This window comes from Microlunatus sp. M237, from assembly GCF_056896895.1.
On record NZ_JBXHBL010000003.1, the window covers coordinates 782266 to 804920 of the forward strand.

At 70.5% G+C, this 22655-nt stretch carries 17 protein-coding genes; 7 read left to right on the forward strand and 10 right to left on the reverse strand.

The annotated features are described in order from the left end of the window. Nucleotides 1-92 precede the first annotated feature (92 nt). Nucleotides 93-2660, forward strand: coding sequence for a bifunctional glycosyltransferase/CDP-glycerol:glycerophosphate glycerophosphotransferase (locus AC1XX3_RS14700; protein ID WP_483321881.1), 2568 nt, complete (start codon nt 93-95; stop codon nt 2658-2660). Here AC1XX3_RS14700 and AC1XX3_RS14705 read toward each other — a convergent pair. Beyond that, nucleotides 2657-4285 carry a stealth family protein gene (locus AC1XX3_RS14705; RefSeq protein WP_483321882.1) on the reverse strand — a complete coding sequence of 543 codons (1629 nt, stop codon included), beginning with the start codon at nt 4283-4285 and terminating at the stop codon, nt 2657-2659. The two genes, AC1XX3_RS14700 and AC1XX3_RS14705, sit on opposite strands and share 4 nt — an antisense overlap. Before the next feature lie 32 nt (nt 4286-4317). Then, a complete protein-coding gene (locus AC1XX3_RS14710; protein ID WP_483321883.1) occupies nt 4318-4974 on the reverse strand; it encodes a trimeric intracellular cation channel family protein in 657 nt (218 codons plus the stop codon). A gap of 115 nt (nt 4975-5089) precedes the next feature. On the opposite strand from AC1XX3_RS14710, the gene sepH reads away from it, so the two are divergent. Continuing rightward, nucleotides 5090-6949: a septation protein SepH gene (gene sepH / locus AC1XX3_RS14715; RefSeq protein ID WP_483321884.1), complete on the forward strand. Its 1860-nt coding sequence runs from the start codon at nt 5090-5092 to the stop codon at nt 6947-6949. A 49-nt stretch (nt 6950-6998) separates the two neighbouring features. Here the strand turns inward: sepH and AC1XX3_RS14720 are convergent, their stop codons facing one another. Continuing rightward, nucleotides 6999-7844 (reverse strand): sulfurtransferase, encoded by an 846-nt coding sequence (locus tag AC1XX3_RS14720; RefSeq protein ID WP_483321885.1) that lies wholly within the window; start codon nt 7842-7844, stop codon nt 6999-7001. Next, on the reverse strand, nt 7841-8512 hold the full coding sequence (locus tag AC1XX3_RS14725; protein WP_483322115.1) for a thymidine kinase: 672 nt from the start codon (nt 8510-8512) through the stop codon (nt 7841-7843). The genes AC1XX3_RS14720 and AC1XX3_RS14725 overlap by 4 nt, the downstream gene beginning before the upstream one ends. A gap of 161 nt (nt 8513-8673) precedes the next feature. On the opposite strand from AC1XX3_RS14725, the gene AC1XX3_RS14730 reads away from it, so the two are divergent. Then, nucleotides 8674-9858 carry an aminotransferase-like domain-containing protein gene (locus tag AC1XX3_RS14730; RefSeq protein WP_483321886.1) on the forward strand — a complete coding sequence of 395 codons (1185 nt, stop codon included), beginning with the start codon at nt 8674-8676 and terminating at the stop codon, nt 9856-9858. 54 nt (nt 9859-9912) lie between these two features. Here AC1XX3_RS14730 and AC1XX3_RS14735 read toward each other — a convergent pair whose 3' ends face one another. The 5 genes from AC1XX3_RS14735 to AC1XX3_RS14755 all read right to left on the reverse strand — a co-directional run bounded on the left by AC1XX3_RS14735 (nt 9913) and on the right by AC1XX3_RS14755 (nt 16027). Then, a complete protein-coding gene (locus AC1XX3_RS14735; RefSeq protein WP_483321887.1) occupies nt 9913-11112 on the reverse strand; it encodes an alkaline phosphatase family protein in 1200 nt (399 codons plus the stop codon). Then, nucleotides 11109-11690: a DUF5998 family protein gene (locus tag AC1XX3_RS14740; protein ID WP_483321888.1), complete on the reverse strand. Its 582-nt coding sequence runs from the start codon at nt 11688-11690 to the stop codon at nt 11109-11111. Before AC1XX3_RS14740 ends, AC1XX3_RS14735 begins: the two co-directional genes overlap by 4 nt. Before the next feature lie 73 nt (nt 11691-11763). Then, nucleotides 11764-14415: a GNAT family N-acetyltransferase gene (locus AC1XX3_RS14745; protein WP_483321889.1), complete on the reverse strand. Its 2652-nt coding sequence runs from the start codon at nt 14413-14415 to the stop codon at nt 11764-11766. A gap of 67 nt (nt 14416-14482) precedes the next feature. After that, nucleotides 14483-15340, reverse strand: a complete 858-nt coding sequence (locus AC1XX3_RS14750) for a transglutaminase-like domain-containing protein (RefSeq protein WP_483321890.1) — start codon at nt 15338-15340, stop codon at nt 14483-14485. Between the two features lie 84 nt (nt 15341-15424). Continuing rightward, nucleotides 15425-16027 (reverse strand): Dps family protein, encoded by a 603-nt coding sequence (locus tag AC1XX3_RS14755; RefSeq protein ID WP_483321891.1) that lies wholly within the window; start codon nt 16025-16027, stop codon nt 15425-15427. A gap of 159 nt (nt 16028-16186) precedes the next feature. Here AC1XX3_RS14755 and glpK point away from each other — a divergent pair, with 159 nt between their 5' ends. The 4 genes from glpK to AC1XX3_RS14775 all read left to right on the forward strand — a co-directional run bounded on the left by glpK (nt 16187) and on the right by AC1XX3_RS14775 (nt 21680). Beyond that, nucleotides 16187-17704: a glycerol kinase GlpK gene (glpK, locus tag AC1XX3_RS14760; RefSeq protein WP_483321892.1), complete on the forward strand. Its 1518-nt coding sequence runs from the start codon at nt 16187-16189 to the stop codon at nt 17702-17704. Between the two features lie 57 nt (nt 17705-17761). Continuing rightward, nucleotides 17762-19474: a glycerol-3-phosphate dehydrogenase/oxidase gene (locus AC1XX3_RS14765; RefSeq protein WP_483321893.1), complete on the forward strand. Its 1713-nt coding sequence runs from the start codon at nt 17762-17764 to the stop codon at nt 19472-19474. Nucleotides 19475-19625: 151 nt separating this feature from the next. After that, nucleotides 19626-21047 carry an AMP-binding protein gene (locus AC1XX3_RS14770; RefSeq protein ID WP_483321894.1) on the forward strand — a complete coding sequence of 474 codons (1422 nt, stop codon included), beginning with the start codon at nt 19626-19628 and terminating at the stop codon, nt 21045-21047. A 69-nt stretch (nt 21048-21116) separates the two neighbouring features. Then, on the forward strand, nt 21117-21680 hold the full coding sequence (locus AC1XX3_RS14775) for a P-loop nucleotide/nucleoside kinase family protein (RefSeq protein ID WP_483321895.1): 564 nt from the start codon (nt 21117-21119) through the stop codon (nt 21678-21680). Nucleotides 21681-21695: 15 nt separating this feature from the next. On the opposite strand, the gene AC1XX3_RS14780 is transcribed toward AC1XX3_RS14775, so the two are convergent. After that, complete coding sequence (locus tag AC1XX3_RS14780; protein WP_483321896.1) at nt 21696-22592, reverse strand: NAD(P)-dependent oxidoreductase; 897 nt, start codon at nt 22590-22592, stop codon at nt 21696-21698. Nucleotides 22593-22655: the final 63 nt, after the last annotated feature.

The window sequence follows — 22655 nt, forward strand, 5'->3', positions numbered from 1 at the left end:
CTCCCAAGCCCGATACTGGGTGACGAGCGGCCGCGACGTCGGCGCGCTGCGCCGTGGCCGCCAGGGCCAGCCAGTGAGGACGAGGAGGTCCCGTGCCCGTGAACGCCCACCCGCCGTCGGGTCTGCCGACGATCACCATCGTGACGGCCGTGCACAACGTCAGTCGCTACCTGTCCGACTTCATCGCGTCGATCGAGCGACAGTCGTTCGACCCGGCCAGGCTGTCCGTGATCGCCGTCGACGACGGCAGCACCGACGACTCCCTCGCGGTCCTGCGTGACTGGCAGGCTCGACGGCCGGAGCTGGTGACGGTGCTGACCAAACCCAACGGCGGCCAGGGGTCGGCCCGCAACCTCGGTCTGAGTCAGGTCCAGGGCGACTGGGTGACCTTCCCCGACCCGGACGACACGCTGGCCCAGGACTATCTGCAACGCGTGGCCGAGGCCATCCGCGACACCCCGGAGCTGGCGATGGTCGCGACGAACCGGGTGATCCTCGACGACCTGACCGGTGAGCTGTCCGAACGGCACCCGTTGCGGAAGATGTTCGCGCATCGCGACCAGACCAAGGATCTCAACGAGTTCCCCGACTACTTCCACGGCAGTGCACCGGCCGCGTTCTTCCGCACCGCTCTCATCGAGGAGCACCAGCTGCGCTTCGACGAGCGGATCCGGCCCAACTTCGAGGACGGTCACTTCTGTCAGCGATACCTGCTCCGAGCTGAGCGGCCACTCGTCGCGTTCCTCCGCTCGGCCCAATACCACTACCGCAAGCGTTCTGACCAGTCATCCACCCTGCAGACCGGGTCGGGTGAACCGAGCCGGTTCATCGAGGTCCCACGCCACGGATATCTCGAGCTGCTCCAGGAAGCGGCCACCCTCACCGGCGGCCGGCCGCCGGAGTGGCTGCAGAACATGATCATCTACGAGCTGTCGTACTACATCAGCCCCGAGGACGCCGGCTGGTCTGCCGCGACCGCCTGCCATGGCGACGTCGCAGAGGCCTTCGTCGGTCTGCTGCGCTCGATCCGGCTGCTGCTGGACGACCACGTCATCGCGGCTTTCGACACCCGGCCGCTGCGGTCGGAATGGCGCCAGCTGCTCTTGCACGGGCTGGTCGAGGAGGACTGGCACAGCCCGTACGTCGTGATCCACCGCTACGACGACCGGCGGAAGCAGGCGCTGGTGTCCTTCCGCTTCACCGGCACCGAACCCTCGTGGCAGGTCCTGTTCCGGGGCCAGCCGATCGAGCCGGTCGCGACCAAGACCCGCGCCTTCGTGTACTTCGAGCACACGCTGCTGCGCGAACGACTGATCTGGGTCAGGGCCGACGGCACCATCCGGGTCCGGCTGGGCCAGGTGATGGCCGAGCTCCGAACCGACTGGACGACCTATGCGCCGACCTCCATCCGCCCGACCGCACTCCGGCGGCGCTTCGGCGCGGTGCCGGCGCCAGCGCGTTCGCGGCGACCAGCCAGATCCCAGCGGCGCCGCGCCCGCTCGATCCGCTTCCTGGCCCGCTCAGCGCCGGTGCGGGCGCTGTTCCGCGACGCCTGGGTGATCATGGATCGGGTCGGCGACTCCGGGGACAGCGGCGAGCGGCTGTTCGAATATCTGCGCAAGCACCGCCGCCGGGTCAACGCGTGGTTCGTGGTCGAGAAGGACTCCGCCGACTGGAAGCGGCTGCGCGCCGCCGGCCACCGCCGACTTGTCGGCTACGAGACGCTGGCCTGGAAGCTGTTGATGCTGAACTGCGCGCATGTCATCTCCTCCCACATCGACGTCGCCATCCACCGGCCACCGGCGATCCTGGCCCTGCTTCCGAAGCCTGGGTGGCGTTTCACCTTCCTGCAGCACGGGGTGATCAAGGATGACATCTCCGGCTGGCTGAACAGCAAGAGGATCGACCTGTTCGTCACCAGCAGCCAGGCCGAGCACGACTCCATCGTCGGCGACGACACCCGCTATGTCTTCACCACCAAGGAGGTCCAGCTCACCGGTCTGCCCCGCTTCGACCGGCTGCGCGCGATCGCCGCGTCGACCCCCGAGCGCGACCAGAACCTGATTCTGGTGGCCCCCACCTGGCGGAACTGGCTGAACGAACCGCTGCGACCGGGCGCCTACCGACGCGAGGTGGTCACGGACTTCCTGCTGACCGAGTACGCGCAGAGCTGGCTCGGGCTGATGGATTCCGCCGCGCTGCGGCAGGTGTGTGCGGAGCAGGGCCTGCGGATCGGCTTCCTCCCGCACCCGAACCTGCAGCCCGTTCTGCCCACCCTCGAGCTGCCGGCGCACGTCGACGCGCTCTCGTATGAGGACCAGGACGTGCAGCAGCTCTTCGCCCGGGCCGCCGCACTGGTCACCGACTATTCCTCGGTGGCCTTCAACGCCGCCTATATCGATCGGCCGGTGGTCTACTTCCAGTTCGACCACGCCCGGGTGGAGAACGGTGGCCATCTCGGCCGCAAGGGTTACTTCGACTACACCCGAGACGGGTTCGGTCCGGTCGCGATGACCGTGGCCGAGGCGGCGACGGCCATCAGCCAGGTGCTGGTCAGCCGCCGGACGCAGTCCCCCTACGCCGAACGGATCGCGGACACCTTCCCGGAGCGGGACGGGCGTTGTTGCGAGCGGGTGGTGGCGGCGATCACCCAGCTCTAGCCGCGCTCGAACTCAGAGGGCACCGGCAGATATCCGGCGAGAAACTCTCGGATCCGCCGGTCCATCGCCTCGCGCTGCTGAGGGGTCTGCTCGGCGCCGCCGTCGTTGATGCAGAAGGCGTCGAAGTTGCGGCTACGCCTGACGGCTGCCATCCGCCGCAGCCCGGGGACGGTGGCGGCGTCGATGTACTCGTAGCGGACCTGCCCTGGCACCGCTCGCCCGGTCAGGTAGGCGTAGTTGAAATACAGCGAGCCGGCCGCTGCGATGTCGTCGGTGGTGCGGAACGCCGCCTGCCGGGTCCGAACGAAGTCGTCGGAGAACTCCCGCTCGAGCTCGGCCAGGACCGACCGCCGCAGCGGATAGCCGACGTGGAAGAACTTGCGCGAGAACGTACGCCCGAACCGCTCGGCGATCAGCCGGCGGGCGTTCTTGGCCGCGGAGGTGGATGCGATCTCGCCGGAGTAGGTCGGCAGGTAGTCGACCAGGGCCCGCGACCAGAAGAAGCGACTGACGCCGCTGCCCTCGAAGAAGCTCTCCGGGTTGACCGGTCGGCCGAAGAACATGTCGTCGTTGAGATACAGGAAGTGCTCGCTCAACCCGGGGATCCGGTGCAGACAGGTCTCGATGGCGTGGGAGTTGAAGGTCGGCAGCTCGGTCGGATCGGGCCAGATGTCGCGGTGGTCCACCACACTCAGCCGGGGATGGTCGACCAGCCAGGCGGGACGTTGGCCGGCGGTGACGAGCCAGATGTGGTTCACCCAGGGCGCGAACTGCTCGACCGAGCGCAGGCTGTACCGCAGCTCGTCATGGTCGGCGAACCGCGAGTCGTCATAGGCCCGTTCGGTGTGCACCCGGTCCGAGGGCTGTCCGGCTGCGGCCAGCTTGGTGGCCAGCCAGGCCTCGTCGGACCCGTCCACCCAGGTGTAGACCAGGTCGACCGGGAACCGCACCTGTGTCATGTCGTCACGGCGCAGCATGGCCGGCACCTGGCCCCGCAGCTGCACCACGTCGTGCTCTCGGACACGCTCCAGGGTGGCGTTCGTCACCTGCGACTCGAGCAGCCCATTCCCCGCGGGACTCTCGACCCTCGCCGACCCTGTCGTCGGCGATGCGTCCCAGAAGTGAAGCTCGACGCCTTGATCCTCCCCCGCCACGAACCCCGAGGTCGCGTCAGCGGCGACGTACTCCCACAATCGCACGCCGGCCGTTCCGGCCGGGATCGGGTCACCGGGGCGCTCCAGCCTCGACGTGGGGGCGCCCCGCGGAGTCAGCCGGTCGCGGTACCAGCCGGCCAGCTCCGGCGAGCGCAGTGCGGCGGCCACGGCTGGGCGGTCGCGGCCGAGCAGCCCGAGCGTGGTCCGTCCCGCCACCCGCGGAATCTGCCAGAAAGCGACGTCGGCGCCCGTCAGCGCTGCCCGTACGCGCTGCTCCGCGAGAGCTGCCTGCTCAGCCAGCCGCAGGTCAGGCTGGAGCCGGGCGATGACAGGCGTCTTCGCCACGGTGATCCGGACCCGTGCGACGTCGCCCCCGGCGCCAGGCCCGGTGAGCAGCCGCCGACCGGTGAGCTGGCGCGCCGCCTGCTGCTGGGCGCGGCGCAGCAGGCCGGCAAGCATCGGAGGCAGCATGGTCGACGATCTTAACGGCAGGCCCGGCGCGATCACAGCGACTGACCGGCGGCCTGTGGGGCCTGCCAGTTGCGCCGGATCGCCAGCAGGCGGAGCACGATGCAGAGCACCGCCGCGGCGATGGCGACCCAGGAGCGATACCAGCCCAGCTGCCAGGTGACGGCGACCACCGCCGCCCCGGCGAGCGCCGGCAACGCGTACACCTCCTGTTTGAGGACGGTCGGGGTCCGCCCGGCCAGGACATCGCGCAGCACTCCGCCGCCGATCCCGGTCAGCATTCCCATCAGGGCACTGGGCACCGGCCCGAGACCGTACAGCAGCGCCTTGGCACAGCCCGTGACACAGAACAGACCCAACCCGAGGGCGTCGAAGTAGTTGATGAAGCGCTCGATCCGACCCAGCCCCGGATGGAACCGAAAAGCGATCAGTCCGGCCAGCGCCGGCACCAGGAGGTAGCGCCAGTCGGTCAGCGTCGCGGGTGGGGTCGCACCGATCAGGATGTCGCGGATCATCCCGCCGCCGAGTCCGGTGACGATCGCGAGCATCAGCACGCCGACCACATCGAGGCCCTTGCGGATCGCGACCAGCGCCCCGGACAAGGCGAAGACGAAGATGCCGGCCAGGTCGAGCCCGACCTGCAGCCCGGACGGGGTCTGCAGCACCACGCCGGTCAGCCCTGCGGTCAGCACTTGGATCGTGTCCTCACGCGTGAAACCCTAGTGCGGGCCGGGCACGTCCCCATCGCATCGGTGCCCGGCAGAGTAGGTTTACCCGACAAGACATCTGAAGGAGTGGCCACACACGATGCGCACCGCGCGAGTTCTCGGACTGAGCCAGGACGGACAGTTCGTGATCGTGGCCACCGACACGGATGAGGAACTGGCTATACCGGCCGACGACCGGTTGCGCGCTGCCCTGCGTGGCGACCGGCCCCGACTCGGACAACTGGAGATCGAGATGGATACCGCACTGACCCCCCGCGACATTCAGGCGCGGATCCGCGCCGGCGCGTCACTGGACGAGGTGGCACAGCTGGCTGGGCTGCCGCTGGACCGGGTGGAGCGCTTCGCTGCACCCGTCCTCGCCGAGCGCGAGCACGTGGCCAGTCTTGCCATGTCCTCCTCGGTCCGTCGCCGCGGCGAGACCTCCGGTCACCGCAACCTTCGAGTCGCTCTCACCGAGCGGCTGCTGTCGCGCGGGGTCGACATCGACACCGTCGTCTGGGACTCGTTCCGGATGGAGGACGGCCGGTGGACGGTGACCGCCGACTATCGGGCCGCGGACGCTGAGCACCGCGCGCTCTTCTACTTCGATGTCCGTGGCCGGTTCTCCGTCGCCGGCAACGACGACGCTCGGTGGGCGCTCGGCGAGTCTGCCGGCCGGAGCCCGCAGTCCGGCCGGCGTCGCCCGGCCTCCGGGGAGGACGACACACCCGACACCGAGCCGACCGTCGATCTGAGCGACGAGCTGGCCCTGGTCCGCGCGGTCCAGGAGCCGCGCGAACCGGCCGACCCGCCGGTGCAGGACGCGGCGCCTGCCTTGGGTCTGCATGCCGTCGCCGATCTGAACGACTTCGACGACGAGTCGCTCGACCTGGGCGAGGCCGAGCTACGCGCTCTGCAGGAGCGGCGCGCCGCCGAGGCCGCCGACCAGCCCGGCGACCTCCCCGAAGAGGATGAGCCAGCGCCCAGCGCCGATGACAGCGCGGCGGACGACGGCGCGGCGGACGACGGCGCGGCGGACGACACCGCCGACGACAGCGCTGAGAACAACGCGTCAGTCGACACCGCCGCCGAGGACACGGCCGCCGAGTTCGAGGACCTCGAGCACACCCCGGAGTCCGCCGAGGCGCAGCAGGCGGAGCTGTCGACGCAGTCACCGCGGGAGGAACACGAGGAGGCGCTGGAGGACGAGGCTGAGGCGGAGCAGTCGCCGTTGGAGACCCTCTACGGGATGCTGGGCGCCGAGGGCGTCCCCGAGGAGTCCGCGCCGGTCTACAGCGGGTTGAGCGACGCCAGCGCCGTACCGGAGACGGACAACGCGGGCTGGGAGCCGGCCATCGTCGTCGACTACCCGGTCGAGCCCAGCCTGATGGACGAGCTCGATGACGACTCCGACTCCGCCGCCGCGCAGGACCGGGCGCTGCCGCACACTGTTGCCGACCCGGTCGGCAGCACCAAGGCCGAGCCCGAGGAACACGCCGCCCCGCCGACCGCCGACGCGATCCCGCAGGACCTGACCATCGGCGACGAGCAGGTGCCCGAGACCGCACTGTCGCCGGAGCCGGAGACGGACGCGGGTCAGCCGGGCGACGAGCAGGTGCCCGAGACCGCACTGTCGCCGGAGCCGGAGACGGACGCGGGTCAGCCGGGCGACGAAGCCGGCGCCGGCACCACCAGCGACACCGACAGCGGCGCGGGGAACGAGGCGGCCTCGGTCGCCGAGCCGTCCCACGCCGGCCCGAACACCGACACCGGCCCGATCACCAAGGCCGGCCCGAACACACAGGCGGGCCCGAACCCGCGCCAGGATGAGGCGGACCCGGAGCCGACGCTCGACCTCGACACGCCCGAGGCCGCACCGAAGAAGCCCGCGGCCAAGCGGAAGCGTGCCGCCGTTCCGAGCTGGGACGAGATCATGTTCGGCGGTCCGAAGCGCACCTGATCGCCGCGGTGGGGTCGTCGAGAGGCGCCCAGTGAGGGAGTACGTCCGGTCAGGGAGTACGTCCGGTCGCCACCGGACGGTCCGGGTCGCTGACCCAGTCGCTCCACGAGCCGACGTAGACGGCTGCCTGCCCCAGCCCGGCCGCCTCCATCGCCAGGGCCGAGTGGGAGGCGGTGATCCCGGAGCCGCAGTAGAGCACCGCGTCCGCATCGACCCCGACGGAGGCGAACCGCTGCCGGAGGGCGTCGGCGTCGAGGAACCTGCCGTTCGCGCCGAGGTTGGCCATCGACGGCAGGTTCACCGCCCCGGGGATATGCCCGGCCACCGGGTCCATCGGCTCGGTCTCGCCCGCGTACCGCTCCGGCGCGCGGACGTCGACCAGCAGCCCGGAACCCGACTCGACCAGCGCCGTCACCGCCGCGGCGTCCACCGACCGGCGGTGGCCCGGCCGGGCCATGAAGTCGCCGGGCTCCTCCACCTGGCGGCCTGTCCCGGTCTCGATCGGATGACCGGCGGCGCGCCACGCGGCGACGCCGCCGTCGAGCACGCGCACGTCCGGGTGACCGGCGTCGGTCAGCATCCACCACAGCCGTGCTGCGGCCAGGGCCGAGCCACCGTCACAGATCACCACCGTCGTGTCGGCCCGCACTCCGATCCGGCGCATCGCCGCCTCGAACACCGCCACGGGTGGCAGCGGGTGCCTCCCGCCCGGCCCCGACGGCGGCGCGGCCAGCTCCGTCTCCAGATCCACCCAGCTCGAGCCGGGCAGGTGGCCGGCCTCATATTCGCCGCGTCCTGGTGGACCGGTGAGGTTCCAGCGGACGTCGGCCACCACCAGCGGCCGGTCACCGGCCAGCAGGCGGGCCAGCTCATCGGGATCGATCAGCACGGTCATGGCAGCAGCTCCTCGTCGTCGCGGTCGAACGGTAGCGGGTCGGACAGGGTAGCCCGGGCCACGGCTCGGGTCACCCGCCGACGGTGATGTCGACGGCAGAGCACCTCATACGCCACCACCTGCGGCTCGTGACCGGGGGCGGCGGTGTCACCGACGACCAGCTGGTCACCCTCGGTCACCATCACGCCGTCGACGGTACGGGCGTTGTGAGTGGCCCGCTCACCGCACCAGCACAGTGGCCGCACCTGCGGCGTCTCGATCCTGTCGCACAGCTCCACCAGCCGCTGCGAGCCGGGAAACATCTTGGTCTGGAAGTCGGTCAGGATGCCCACCGCGAACACGTCGATCTGCAGCTCGTCCACGATCCGCGCCAGCTGGTCGACCTGCTCCGGTTGATAGAACTGCGTCTCATCACAGATCAGATAGTCGATCCGCTCCCCGCTGGTCAGCTGGCCGACCACGTACGCCCAGAAGTCGAACCCCTCGACCACCTCGATCGCGGGCCGGACCAGCCCGAGCCGCGACGAGATGGTCGCCTCCCCGGCCCGGTCGTGGCTGGTGAACAACCTGCCCAGCCGGCCGCTGACGGAATGGGTGTAGTCGAGCTGCAACGCCAACGTCGACTTGCCACAATCCATCGGCCCAGTGAAATACAAGAACTCCGCCACGAGGAGGAATTCTCGCACCCACTCGAGCACGGCTGGACCGCCGGCGACCGCCCGGAAGCCCGCCCGACGCCCCTGCAGGGCGAACCCGTTGAGATATCGGGCCAAGCTCGGCGTATCCCGCCGTAGCATGCACAGGACACGACCGACTTGGAGGAGTCCCGGTGACCACGATCACCTCCCCACCCGCCCTGGCCCGGCGCTTCGCCGGGGTCCAATCCTCGGTCGTCCGCGACCTGCTCGCCCTCACCGCCCGCCCCGGCGTCATCTCGTTCGCCGGTGGACTGCCGGCCCCTGACCTGTTCGACGTGGAAGGGGCGCGGGCCTCCTTCGACGCCGTGCTCAGTTCCGCGCCCGCCGCGGCCCTGCAGTACTCCCCGACCGAGGGCAACCTGGCGCTGCGGGACGCGGTGGCCCAGCGCTACACCGCCCGCGGGCTACCGACCTCGGCCGAGGACATCCTGATCACCACCGGATCCCAGCAAGGGCTCAGCCTGATCGCCACCGCACTGGTGGATCCCGGCGACGTGGTGCTGGTGGAGAGCCCGAGCTATCTCGCCGCCTTGCAGTGCTTCGCCTTGGCCGGTGCCCGACTGGTGGAGGTGCCATCGGCCGGAGACGGCCTCGACCTGGCGGCGTTGGACCGGCTGGCGGTCGAGCACCGCCCCAAGGCCCTGTATGTGGTGCCCACCTTCCACAACCCCACCGGCCGCACACTGACCGCGGCCCACCGTGCCGCCCTGGTCACGTCGGCAGAGCGGCACGGCTTCCGGCTGATCGAGGACGACCCCTACCGGGAGCTGCGCTACTCCGGTGAGCCTGTGGCGTCGATGGCCAGCTTCGCCGCCGCCGGCCACGTGCTGTGCACCGGCAGCTTCTCCAAGATCCTTGCGCCGGGTCTGCGGCTGGGCTGGATCCGGACCGACCCGACCACCAAGCCGGCACTCGTGGTCGCCAAGCAGGCCGCGGACCTGCACACCTCGACACTGGACCAGGCAGCCGCGGCGCACTACCTCCAGTCCGGCCGGCTGGAGGCCAATGTCGAGCGCTGCCGGCAGGCGTACGGGCTGCGCCGCGACACGATGCTGGCGCAGCTGCCGGCCGCACTGCCAGCAGGCAGCAGCTGGAACCATCCGGACGGCGGAATGTTCTGCTGGGTGCACCTGCCGGCCGGCACGGACAGCACCGCGCTGCTGCCCCGGGCCCTCAAGCATGACGTCGCCTTCGTCCCTGGACCGCCGTTCTTCGCCGAGTCCCCGCAACCGGAGACCCTGCGGCTGTCGTTCATCACCTATCCGCCCGCGACGATCGAAGAAGGCATGCGCCGGCTGTCAGCGGCCCTCTCCTGAGGTGGCCCTGCACCGTCGGATCCTGCGCCGTCAGGCACCGCCTCGGCGCAGCCGTCAGTCCCAGAACAGCGGAACTGTCATCTCCGCGGCGGTCAGCGAGCCGTGCATCCCGACCAGGCTCATCTCCCGGGGGAACTGCTTGGTCATCACGGCCCAGTCCTGGCGCATCGCCACCAGCACGTGGCCATAGCGCTCCCGCAGCCGGTCGTCGACCGGCCCGAACCAGCCGTCCTCGATCGCCTCGTCCCGGGTGGCCACCCAGGCCAGGTCGCCGAGCCGATCACGCCAGCGCCGGGCCACGGCGACTGGGTTGTCGTGGTCGACGTAGAGCTGGCGGAACCGGCCCTCCCCGGCCATGGCGCTGACGCCCGCCAACAACCCGGGCTCGTCCTCGGCCACGATCCGGTTCTCCGACGGGATGTCGATCATGCCGTGGTCGCCGGTGATGACCAGTCGGACGTCGTCGGGCAACGCCTCGCGCAGCCGCTCGCACATCGCGTCGATCCGGCGCAGATGGGTCAGCCAGGCCGGGGAGCCGCAGCCCGCCACGTGGCCGCAGTGGTCCAGCTGACGCTCGTAGGCGTACACCAGGCTCCGGTCGCCGCGCAGTGCGGCGGCCACGGTGAGCTCGATCCGGGCCTGCTCGTCGCTCTCGGAGGCGAAGCCGACGAAGGAGGGGCCACGCAGCGCCGCCTGGGTCAGCGCGCTGTCCTCGAACCGCTCCAGGGCCACCGAGCTGACCGCCACCCCCGCGGCCGCCGCGCGCTCGAAGAACGTGTCCCTGGACTGGAACTGGCGGGCCGATACCGAGGACTCCCAGGTCAAGGCGTTGAGGATCTCTCCGGTCTCCGGCACCCGCGAGGTGTAGCCGACCATGCCGTGCTGGCCAGGCGGCAGCCCCGTTCCCAGCGACGTCAGGCTGGTGACAGTGGTGCTTGGTACGCAGGCGGTGATCGGCACGGCGTCACCGAGCAGCTCGGCCAGGTAGGGCACGTCACGGATGGCCTGGCGGACCAGGTGCCAGCCCAGTCCGTCGATCAGCACCACCACGTAGCGCTGCGCGGCGGGCAGCGACAACCGGCTCTCGCAGCCGGGCACGCCGAGGGAGACGCCGAGGCTCGGCATCAGGTCAGCCAGGGTCGACTCGCCGTACGCCGGCAGCATCATGGCAGGTGCAGCGGGTGCGGAAGTGGACGGGCGCGAGCCCGAGGCGGCGTGCGCCCCAGCGGACTGCTTCGCCGGGGCGGGCGTCATGGTGCAGTCACCCGCTGCAGCTGGCTGCCGAAGGCCACCAGGTGCGCCACCCGCTCGGAGCCGTCTGCGGCGGCGCTCATCCGTACTGTCAGGTCGTCTCCGACCATGGTGCCGGTGTAGCCGTGGTCAGCGTCGCACTGTGGGTCGTTGCAGCCGGCCTGCTCCAGGTCGACGCGGCGGATAGCGCCCCAGCCCACCGACAGCCACGTCTCGTGCACCGCGTTGGTGCCGGGGTGGTAGTGCTCGGGTGAGCTGACCACCCGGGTGACCGCCACGTTGTTGACCTTGCCCAGCGGCACGGACTCGGTCGAGGAGGCGGCGTAGGTGCCGGTCGCCGGCGGCTCCGCCGGGTGGTCGTCGGTGTGGCCCACCACCAGCCGGGTCGGCGTCAGCGCGAGGATGGTGACGTGGCGGTGGATCTCGTCGTGGTTGAACGTGGGCTCGTGGTGGACCACGAAGTCGACCAGCTCCTCCTCCCCCACGGCCAGCAGGATGGTGTCCTCGACCAGATCGGGGAAGTAGCCGCAGGCCTCGATCTCGGCGCGCAGGCCCTTGCGGATGGTGGAGTCGACCTTCATGCGGCTCATCCTGCCATGGCGGACGCCCTCGGCCGAGTTCGGGCACGGAAGCGGTGGACGACCCCGGCGGTGCTCACAACGTGCGGGCCATCGGGTCGCGCTGGTCGTCGGTGGGCGCGATGAACACCCGGGCGCCCAGCACCGACACGCCGCTGATCGAGGCGATGCACGGGCTCAGCGTCACGTGCGCCAGCTGGGGGACGTCATCGGCGAGCTGCGCCAGCCGATGCAGCAGCTCCTCCACCGCGGCCACGTCGACGCCGGGGCTGCCGTGCCGGCCGAACAGGGTCGGAGCGGCGCGCAGGTCACGCACCATCGCCGCCGCGTCCACGGTGGTCAGCGGTGGCACCCGATAGACGACGTCGCCGAGCAGCTCACTGGCGATGCCGTCCAGACCGAGCGAGATCATCGGCCCGAAGGCGGCGTCCTCCCGGCTGGTCAAGACCAGCGGCACCCCGGGCGGGGCCATCTTCTGCACCACCGGACAGGCCACGGCCAGGTCGCTCTCCCCGCCCAGGCCGAGCTCGCGCAGCAGCTCACCGAGGTCGGACCAGGCAGCGGCCATCGCGGCCGGACCGTCGAGGTTGCGGTGCACGCTGGCCAGGTCGGGCCGGCCGCGTACGGTCTGGGCGGTCGCCTTGAGGACCACGTCCCAGCCCAGGGACTCCGCCACCGTGATGGCCTCCGACAGACTGGTGACCGGATATTTCGGCACCGGCGCCAGCCCGTACCCGCCGAGCAGCTCGGCGATCTCGGCATCGGTCAGCTCGCGTCCCTTCGGGGCGCGCTGCAGGACCCGGTTCACCACCCGCTTGCTGGCGGGTGGGTCGACCTCCAGCAGCGGCACGGCCCCCGGGTCCCGCTCGCGCCAGTGGGCGTACGCGGTGAGGGCTGACAAGGCGTGGATGGCGTCGGCGGGCGCGTCGAAGACCGGCAGGCTGCCCATCAGGTCCGGGGTGTGGTCGGTCTCGGGCTGGCCGTCCCCGAAGTGCAGGAACACCCCGACCAGGGGTTTGGTCGAGTCGACGGCGATCTGGTCCAGTGCATGCTGGACCGCGTCCGTGCCGTCGTCGAACACCCCGACGGCCGCGCACACCACCGAGTCCGTCCGCGGGTCGGCCATCGCCTCCCGGGCCGGGCGGGCGAAGTCCTCGGCGGAGCACTCGGGTCCCAGGATCTCGGGGTCGTCGCTGAGCATGCCGACGGCCCTGACGGTGTGTGTCAGCTGGGCGGCCAAGGTGGCGGAGTTGGTGATCAGCTTGACCCGCAGGCCGGCGGGCAGCGGCTGCCGGGAGGCGATCTTGGCGATGTCGAACATGGCACCGCGCCGGTGCACCACGATCACTCCGGCCTGGCGGAACAGCGCATCCACGGCGGCGTCCGGGGCGTGCCCGAGCCCGCCCCGCACCCCGACGTGGGCCCCCCGGCTGGCCCGGCCCGGAGCGAAGACCACCACCGGCTTGCGCCGGGTCAACCGCCGCGCGATCCGGGAGAACTTGCGCGGGTTGCCGATCGAGTCCAGTGACAACAGACAGACCCGGGTGGCCGAGTCGTCCTCCCAGAACTGCATCACGTCGTTGCCGGTCACATCGGCGTAGTCGCCGGTGCTGATGAAGGAGGAGAGCCCGAGGTTCTGCCGGACGGCGTGGTTGAGCAGCGCCACCCCGACTGCGGCGGACTGGCAGAACAGCCCGACCCCGCCCACCCGCGGCATCGGACCGGGACTGGCGTTGAGGCCGACCGACTGGTCGGTGTTGATCAGGCCGAGCGCGTCGGGCCCGAGCGCCCGGACGCCGTACGCGCGAGCCAGGTTGACGATGGTGCGGTTGTCGTTGGCCTGGTAGTCGGTGCCGGTGAGCACCACCATGGCGTGAGCACCCTTGTGGGCTGCGTCGATCACCACCGAACCCATCTGCGAGGTCGGGATCGAGACGACGGCGAGGTCGAACCGGCCGTCGACGGTCGCGATCGAGTCGGAGGTGGGTACGCCCGAGACCGCGACGTCGTCGGTGCTCACCGCGATCACCTCACCGCGGAAACCGCCGCTGAGCATCGAGTTGACCAGGCCCTGCACGCGACGCCCCCGGCCCAGGACGACGACCCGTCCCGGCGTCAGCATCCGACCGATCGAGGCACCCTCGGCGCGGTGCTCGCGTCGCTCCATCACCCCGACCGAGGTGTCGGTGGGCAGGATCGGGAACTCCACCGACAGCACGCCGTCCTCGATGCCCTTGGACACCCGATAGCCGGCGTCGGCGAAGACCTGGGCCATTCGCCGGTTCTCGGGCAGGACTTCGGCCACGAAGGCGGTGATGCCGCGTTCTCGGGCGGCCTCGGCCAGATGCTCCAGCAGCAGCTGGGCGATGCCACGGCCCTGGTGCGCGTCCTCGACCAGGAACGCCACCTCGGCGCGGTCGTTCTCGATCCGGTCGTAGCGTCCGATGCCGATCATGTCGGTGCCCACCGTGAGGATGAAGGCCACCCGGTCGACATAGTCCACCTGGGTGAAGCGCGCGATGTCGCGCCGGGTCAGCCGCGGGTAGGGCGCGAAGAACCGCAGATACTTCGACTCGGGCGAGACCCGGTCGTAGAACGCGACGAGGAGCTCGGCGTCGCTCGGCTTGATCGGTCGAAGGCGCGCCACGCCGCCGTCGGTGAGGACGACATCGGCCTCCCAATAGCTCGGGTAGCCCGGAGGAAGAATCGACTCCTCGCTGACTCGCACGTACGCAAGAGTATCCACCGACACCGACGAAAGCCGGTGATTTCCACTGGGCGGCGGTGGCGTCGGCTCAGCCGTCGAGCGCCTGTGCGATCACTGTCATCTCGGTGAGGTACGGCGAGCCGTAGGTGGTGACCATGGCCACGTCCGCGGCGTCGCGGCCCCGGCCGATCAGCACCCTGCCCTTGCGCGGGGTGTTGTTGCGCGGGTCGAAGGTCCACCAGCGGCCGTCGAGCCAGACCTCCATCCAGGCGGCGAAGTCCATCACCGAGATCTCCTGGTCGACCTCCAGCTGCGGCAGGTAGCCGAAGACGTAGCGGGCCGGGATGTTCAGGGCCCGGCAGAGCGAGATGGCGAGGTGGGTGAAGTCGCGGCAGACGCCGTAGCCGGAGGCGTGCACATCCGCGGCGGTGGTCCAGGCGGTGCTGCTGCCGTACTGGAAGCGCAGGTGGTGGTGAACGTAGTCGCAGACCGCCTGGACCCGGCGATAGCCGGGTGCGATCGACCCGAAGCGGGTCCACGCCTCGTTGCCGAGGACGTCGGGCAGGCAGTAGCGACTCGGCAGGGTATAGAGCAAGACGTCATCAGGCAGCTCCTGCGGCGCCAGCTCACGGGCGTCAAGATCGCTGTCCTCGACCGCATCCGGGACCTCCACCTCGGCGCGATAGCGGAGTACGGAACGACCGGCCGGCACCATCAGGCGCCGGCACGGGTTGGCGTACAGGTCGGCGTACACCCGGGAGTCGCGGACCGGCTCCAGCTCCCACGACGAGGAGACGACCGACACCGCCTGGTCGGCCAGCGGTTCGACCTGGAACACCGCGGGGGTGTCGATCGCGGCGTCGTAGACGAAGTCACACCCCACGGCCAGTCGTCGGGTGCCGACCGGGCCGGTGGTGGTGGACACGGGGGCGGGCTCGGTGACCATGGGCACCCTTTCGGGGAAGTGGGTTAGGCGGGGAAGTGGCTGGTCCTGCCCCGGCAGGACCAGCCGGTCGATCTCAGCTGCGAGCTACTTGGAGTTGCTGGCGCGCTTGGTCGCCGTCTTCTTGGCCTTGGCGGCCGCGGCGGCCTCCGTGTCGGCTCCGGCCGAGGCACGCTGACCGTCACTGTTCTCCAGATGGGCCCGGATGAACCACTGGAACAGCTCCATCTGCTTGGTGTGGTCGATCAGCATGTCCTCCGTCACCGGGTCCACCTCACCGACCTCCTCGATGGCGGCGCGCTCGTCGGCGATGACGCCGTCGTAGACCAGGTCGAGCGCGGCCAGGTGCTCGACGGTGAGGGCACGGCCCAACGAATACTCGTTCCAGGTCCGGTCCTTGGCGATGGCGCCGGGGGTGCCGACCGGCGGCACACCAAGGGTGGCCATCCGCTCGGCGGTCTCGTCAGCCATCGCGCGGACGGCCTCGATCTGCGGGTCGAGCATCTGGTGTACACCGATGAAGTCGGGACCGACGACGTTCCAGTGGGCATGCTTCAAGGTGAGCTGCAGATCGTTCAGCGCGTGCAGCCGCATCTGGAGCACGTCGCCGACCTCGTGGCCGTCGCTCAGGCTCAGGCCCGGGACGGTGTAGTCGGCGTCGCCGCCTGCTGTGGTCTTGTCTTTCGCCATGGTTCAGCCTCTCTGGGAATGGGGCGCCGGCGAGCCGGCGTCCACGCGGGACGACGAGGCGCCGTCCGTTCGGGGGATCGAGAAGGTTTACGCCGTAAAGGTTATCGTGAACGGCCGGGCTGTGAGCAGCCGCCCTCCAGACCGCTCTAGGCTCAGCCCATGGCTGATTTCGTTGCTGCGATCGACCAAGGCACCACCAGCACCCGGTGCATGCTGTTCGACCATGCCGGCAAGGAGGTGGCCAAGCACCAGCTGGAGCACTCGCAGATCATGCCGCAACCCGGCTGGGTGGAGCACAACCCGCTGGAGATCTGGGGAAGCGCGCAGACCGTCGTCCAGACCGCGATGAACGCCGCCGGACTGCAGAGCGGCGACCTCGCGGCGCTGGGGATCACCAACCAGCGCGAGACGACGGTGGTGTGGAACCGGCGCACCGGTCGGCCGTACTACAACGCGATCGTCTGGCAGGACACCCGTACTGACCGGATCGCCGCTGCCTTGGACCGCGACGGCCGGGGCGATGTCATCCGGCAGCGCGCCGGGATCCCGCCGGCGACCTACTTCGCCGCGGCAAAGGTGCAGTGGATCCTTGAGAACGTGCCCGGCGTGCGCCGCGACGCCGAGGCCGGCGAGGCGATCTTCGGCACCACCGACACCTGGCTGTTGTGGAACCTCACTGGCGGGGTGCACGGTGGCGTGCACCTGACAGATGTCACCAACGCCAGCCGCACGATGCTGATGGACCTCGAGAAGCTGGCCTGGGACCCCGAGCTGCTGTCCTTCTTCGACATCCCGGCACAGATGCTGCCCGAGATCCGGCCGTCGTCGGATCCCGCGCTCTACGGGACCACCTTGGAGTCCGGTCCGTTCGACGGCGAGGTGGCCATCAGCGGTGACCTCGGTGACCAGCACGCGGCCATGGTCGGCCAGGTCTGCCTGTCGGCCGGCGAGGCCAAGAACACCTACGGCACCGGCAACTTCTTGTTGCTGAACACCGGGGAGCAGCTGGTCCGCTCCTCCCACGGCCTGCTCAGCACTGTCTGCTACCAGTTCGGCGACGCCGCCCCGGTGTACGCCCTGGAGGGCTCCATCGCGGTCACCGGGTCGGCGGTGCAGTGGCTGCGTGACCAGCTCAAGATCATCGGCGGGGTGGCCGAGACCGAAGCACTGGCGCGGACCGTGCGCGACAGCGGTGGGGTCTACTTCGTGCCGGCGTTCTCCGGGCTGTTCGCACCGTACTGGCGCTCCGATGCCCGCGGCATGATCATCGGCCTGTCCCGCTACAACACCAGCGCCCACATCACCCGGGCGACCCTGGACGCCATCTGCTATCAGAGCCGGGACGTGGTGGAGGCGATGGAGGCCGACTCCGGGGTGCACCTGGAGGTGCTCAAGGTGGATGGCGGAGTCACCGCGAACGGCCTGTGCATGCAGATCCAGGCCGACACCCTCGGCGTCGACGTGGTCAGGCCGGTGGTGGCCGAGACCACCGCCCTCGGAGCCGCGTACGCCGCCGGGCTGGGTGTCGGCTTCTGGTCCTCGGCCGAGGAGCTGCGCGCGAACTGGCACGAGGACCAGCGCTGGACGCCGTCCGTGGCCGAGGACGAGCGGCAGAGCAGCTATGCCGGCTGGAAGAAGGCCGTCGAGCGTACGTTCGGCTGGGTCGACGTGGAGTGAGCCTGTCGCCCTCGCCCGCCCCGGCGCCGATCGACTTCACCTGATAGGAAAGAGGGCATGTACTCCTCCAGCTCTCCACTCAGCCCCGCGTCCCGGGACGAGGCCCTGCAACGCCTCGCGAGTGAGGAGCTCGACGTGCTGGTGGTGGGCGCCGGGGTGACCGGCGCCGGCTGCGCGCTGGACGCGGCCACCCGCGGGCTCAAGACCGGGCTGGTGGATATGCGCGACTTCGCCGCCGGGACCTCCAGCCGGTCCACCAAGCTCTTCCACGGCGGTCTGCGCTATCTCGAGCAGCTGAACTTCGCCCTGGTGTTCGAGGCGCTGAAGGAGCGCCAGCTCGCGCTGACCAAGCTGTGCCCGCACCTGGCCAAGCCGGTGCCCTTCCTCTATCCGCTGAGCAAGCCGGTCCTCGACCGCGGCTACGCCGGCCTCGGCATCGGTGTCTACGACGTGATGGGTGCCGGTCGCGGCGTGCCGCACCACCTGCGGCACCTCGGCCGGCGCAAGACCTTCGAGTCGTTCCCGTCCGGCAACCGATCCGCCCTGACCGGGTCCATCAAGTTCTACGAAGGACAGGTCGACGACGCCCGGCACACGATGATGCTCGGCCGCACTGCTGCGCACTACGGCGCCATCTGCGCCATGAGCACCCGGGTGATCGGCTTCCTCCGCGAAGCCGACCGCGTCGCCGGCGTCCGGGTCAAGGACCTGGAGTCCGGTGCGGAGTTCGAGATCCGGGCCAAGCAGACGATCAACGCGGCCGGGGTCTGGATCGACGAGATTCAGCAGATGCTCGGTGGCCGCGGCCAGTTCCGGGTCCGCGCCTCCAAGGGCGTCCACCTGGTGGTGCCGCGGAACCGGATCAACTCCGCCACCGGCCTGATCACCCGCACCGAGAAGAGCCTGCTCTTCATCGTCCCGTGGGGCAGCCACTGGATCCTGGGCACCACTGACACCGCCTGGGATCTCGACCTGGCCCACCCGGCGGCCAGCCAGGCCGACATCGACTACATCTTGGACCACGCCAACACCTTGCTGGCCGACCCCCTGACCCGCGACGACGTGGTCGGGGTGTATGCGGGGCTGCGGCCGCTGCTGGCCGGTGAGGAGGACATCACCTCCAAGCTGTCGCGCGAGCACGCGGTGGCCTCCCCCGTCCGCGGCCTGACCATGATCGCCGGTGGAAAGTACACGACCTACCGGGTGATGGCCAAGGACGCTGTCGACTCGGTGGTGCACGACCTGGGCCGGACCGTGCCCAAGTCCTGCACCGAGGATGTCCCGCTGCTCGGGGCCGACGGCTACCAGGCCCTGTGGAACGGCCGGGAGAACCTGGCCGAGCAGATCGGGCTGCGGGTGTCGCAGGTGGAGCACCTGCTGAACCGGTACGGGTCCCTGGTCGGCGAGCTGTTCGCGATGATGGAGCAGCAGCCGGGCCTGTCCGCGCCGCTGGAGCACGCCGACGAGTATCTGAAGGTCGAGGCCGTCTACGCCGCCTCCCACGAAGGCGCCCTGCACCTCGACGACATCCTCGCCCGCCGGACCCGGATCTCGATCGAGACCTGGGACCGGGGGGTGGGCGCTGCGGCGGAGGTGGCCGCGCTGGTGGCCCCGGTGCTGGGCTGGAACGACGACGACGTGGCCCGCGAGGTGGAGCACTATGTGGCCCGGGTTGCGGCCGAGCGGGAGTCGCAGCATCAGCCCGACGACCTGTCGGCCGACGCCGCGCGGCTGGGCGCCCCGGACGTTCGGATGGGCGGCAGGCAGTAACGTGTGCCCGGGCGTGCCTGCCATCAGGTGCGCTCGGGGATCGACGGCCGCATCGCGGACCGTCAGGATCCGGCGGCGCTGCCGGGCACAGCCGAGGCGGGACGCGAGCACGCTGAGGTCGCAGCCGCCAGCGACCGGAGGAACTGAACAGATGCCACTGCACCCCCAGGTCCGAGCCGCGCGCGACTTCCTGCTGCAGCACCGCAATGACTACGACGTCGCCTACCGCGGCTTCACCTGGCCGGAGCAGCCGCTCTACAACTTCGCCACCGACTGGTTCGACGGACTGGCCGAGGAGAACCCCGACGGCCTCGCCCTGTGGGTGATCGACGGCGACGTCGAGCAGCGGCTGACTTTCGCCGAGCTCTCCCAACGCTCGGTGGCCGCGGCGCACCTGCTGTATGACCTGGGGCTGCGCCGGGGTGACCGGCTGCTGCTGGTGCTCGGCAACTGCGTGCCGCTGTGGGAGATCATGCTGGGCGCCTTCCGGCTCGGCGCCGTCCTCATCCCTGCCACACCGCAGCTGTCCAGCGCCGATCTGGTCGACCGGGTCGACCGCGGCGGTGCCCGGCTGGTGGTGGCCGATGCCGAGGCGGCCGCCACGTTCGACGGTGTCCAGCTCGAGCTCGGCAAGGTGGCGGTGGGGCGTCCGGTCGCCGGCTGGGTCCCGTACACCCGGATGGCTGACTTCCTCGGCGCCGATCCCCACCTGCCGGGGGCGAGCAAGGGGGGCGACCCGAGCCTGCTCTGCTTCACCTCCGGCACCACCGCGGTGGCCAAGCTGGTGGAGCACACCCAGACCTCCTGCCCCATCGGCCACCTCTCGACGATGTACTGGATGGGACTGCGTCCCGGCGACATCCATCTCCACCTCTCCTCGCCCGGCTGGGCCGAGCCCGCCTGGAGCAACGTCTTCGCTCCCTGGTTGGCCGGCGCCACCGTCCTGGCGGTCAGCTCCACCCGGTTCGACCCGGCCGAGCTGCTCGACGTCATCGCCCGGACGCAGGTCACCACCTTCTGCGCCCCGCCCACCGTCTGGCGGATGCTGGTGCAGACCGACCTGGCCGCGATCCGCACGTCGCTGCGGGAATGCCTGTCGGCCGGCGAGCCGCTCAGCCCTGCGGTGATCAGCCAGGTGCAGCAAGCCTGGGGACTCACCGTCCGCGACGGCTACGGCCAGACGGAGACCAGCGCGTCGGTCGGGAACCCGCCCGGTGCCCGGGTCAAGCCCGGCTCGATGGGCCGGCCGCTGCCCGGCTACCGGGTGCTGCTGATCGACCCGGCCACGGGCGACCGCTCCGACTCCGCGGGTGAGCTGTGCCTGGAGCTGGAACGAGAGGAGCACGGGTTCTGGCATCCGGCCCGGCCGTTGCCGCTGATGACCGGCTACAAGCAGCGGGCGGACGTCTTCGACGACGAGCTGAACTTCGCCGCCTTCGCCGGCAACGTCTACCACACCGGCGACCTGGTGAGCCGGGACAGCGACGGCTACCTGACCTACGTCGGGCGGGCGGACGACGTGGTCAAGGCCAACGACCACCGGATCAGCCAGCTCGAGCTGGATCGACGGTGAGTGGCAAGCGCCGCGTGGAGCTGCGGACTCGCGAGAATGACGAGGATGACCGACCGGCCGGAGAGTTCCGTGACTGCGACGTCGACCGCTGAGCCGCGGCTGTTCCTGCTCGTCGGGCTGCCGGCCTCGGGCAAGACCACCCTGGCCCGCGCGATCGAGGTGCAGCACCGGGCGCTGCGGCTGACGCCTGACGAGTGGATGATCCCGCTGTACGGGGAGTCCGATCCGGGCGGCAAACGTTCTGTGCTGGAAGGACGGCTGATCACCGTGGCGCTGCGAGTCCTGGCGCTGGGGGTGCCCGTGGTGCTCGACTTCGGACTGTGGAGCCGCGACGAACGGTCCGCGTTACGGGCCCTGGCCGCAGACGTCGGGGCCGAGACCGAAGTGACGTATCTACCGGTCGAGTGGTCGGTCCAGCGACTTCGGGTCGCGGAGCGGTTCCGGGCCACGCCGGAGCAGACGTACCCGATCACCGAGGCCGAGCTGGCCCAGTGGCGGGACCAGTTCGAGGAGCCGGACGCTGCGGAGCTGGCCGGCTCGGCGTCGCCGGAGCCACCCACGCCCTATCCCAGCTGGGCCGCCTGGGCGGTGCTGCGCTGGCCATCGCTGGTGCCGCCGTCGCCGGCTGAGTGAGTCCGACCGGTTCAGCTAGGCGGGGTCGCGCCTCGCCAGCAGCCCGACCTCGTCCTCGAGCAGGCGCAGCACCGCGATGGAGTCCTGCGCCCCGTGCCCGGCGATGACCGCGCGGTCGTGCAGGTCCCGGGCGGCCGAGCCGACCGCGAGGTGGATGCCCAGCGAGGTCGCCAGCTGCACCGCCAGGTCGTTGTCCTTGCGCACCAGGTCGAGGCTGAAGATCGGCTCGAAGTCCCCCGCCACCGCCCGCGGCGCCACGGAGCGGAACAGCCCACTGACCGTGGCGGCGCCGGAGTCGATCACGGTGTCGACGAACAAGCCGGGGTCGATCCCGGCCGCCTCGGCGAGCAGCAGCGCCTCCGCGGTGACGGCGTTGATGACGCTGAACATCAAGTTGTTGACCACCTTGACCGAGGCGGCGGCACCGACCTCGCCCGCGTGCACGACCCGGTCGGCGAGCGGACGGAGCACCTCGGCCGCCACGTCGTACGCCGCAGCAGGACCGCCGACCGGAAAGGTCCAGCTGCCGACCCGGTCGGGTCGGCCGAGGATGGGCGTGTCGAGGTAGGTCGCGCCGGCCGCCTCGGCGACCTGGGCGTTCGCCCGCGCCGACTCGGGGCCGATGGTGCTCGTGTCGAGGACCAGCGGGGTGGCGCCGTCGGCGAGGAGCCGGCTCAGCACCTCGGCGACCTGGTCGGGGCCGGGCAGGGACAACAGCACTGTCGGGCAGGTGGCGGCGAGCTCGGGAAGCGAGTCGGCCACCGAGAGCCCGGCCGCCCGCGCGTCGGCGACGACATGCTCGCGCACGTCGTACCCCACGGCCGGGCCGTGCGCGGCCAGCGCGTCGAGCATCGGGCGTCCCATGGCGCCTAGGCCGACGACCCCGATCGGGCCGTGCGATACGGTCGTCACCCTTGCCCCCTGATATCCGTCTAGCCCAACTGGTGGCTAGACAATAGGGCCACGACACGGAGG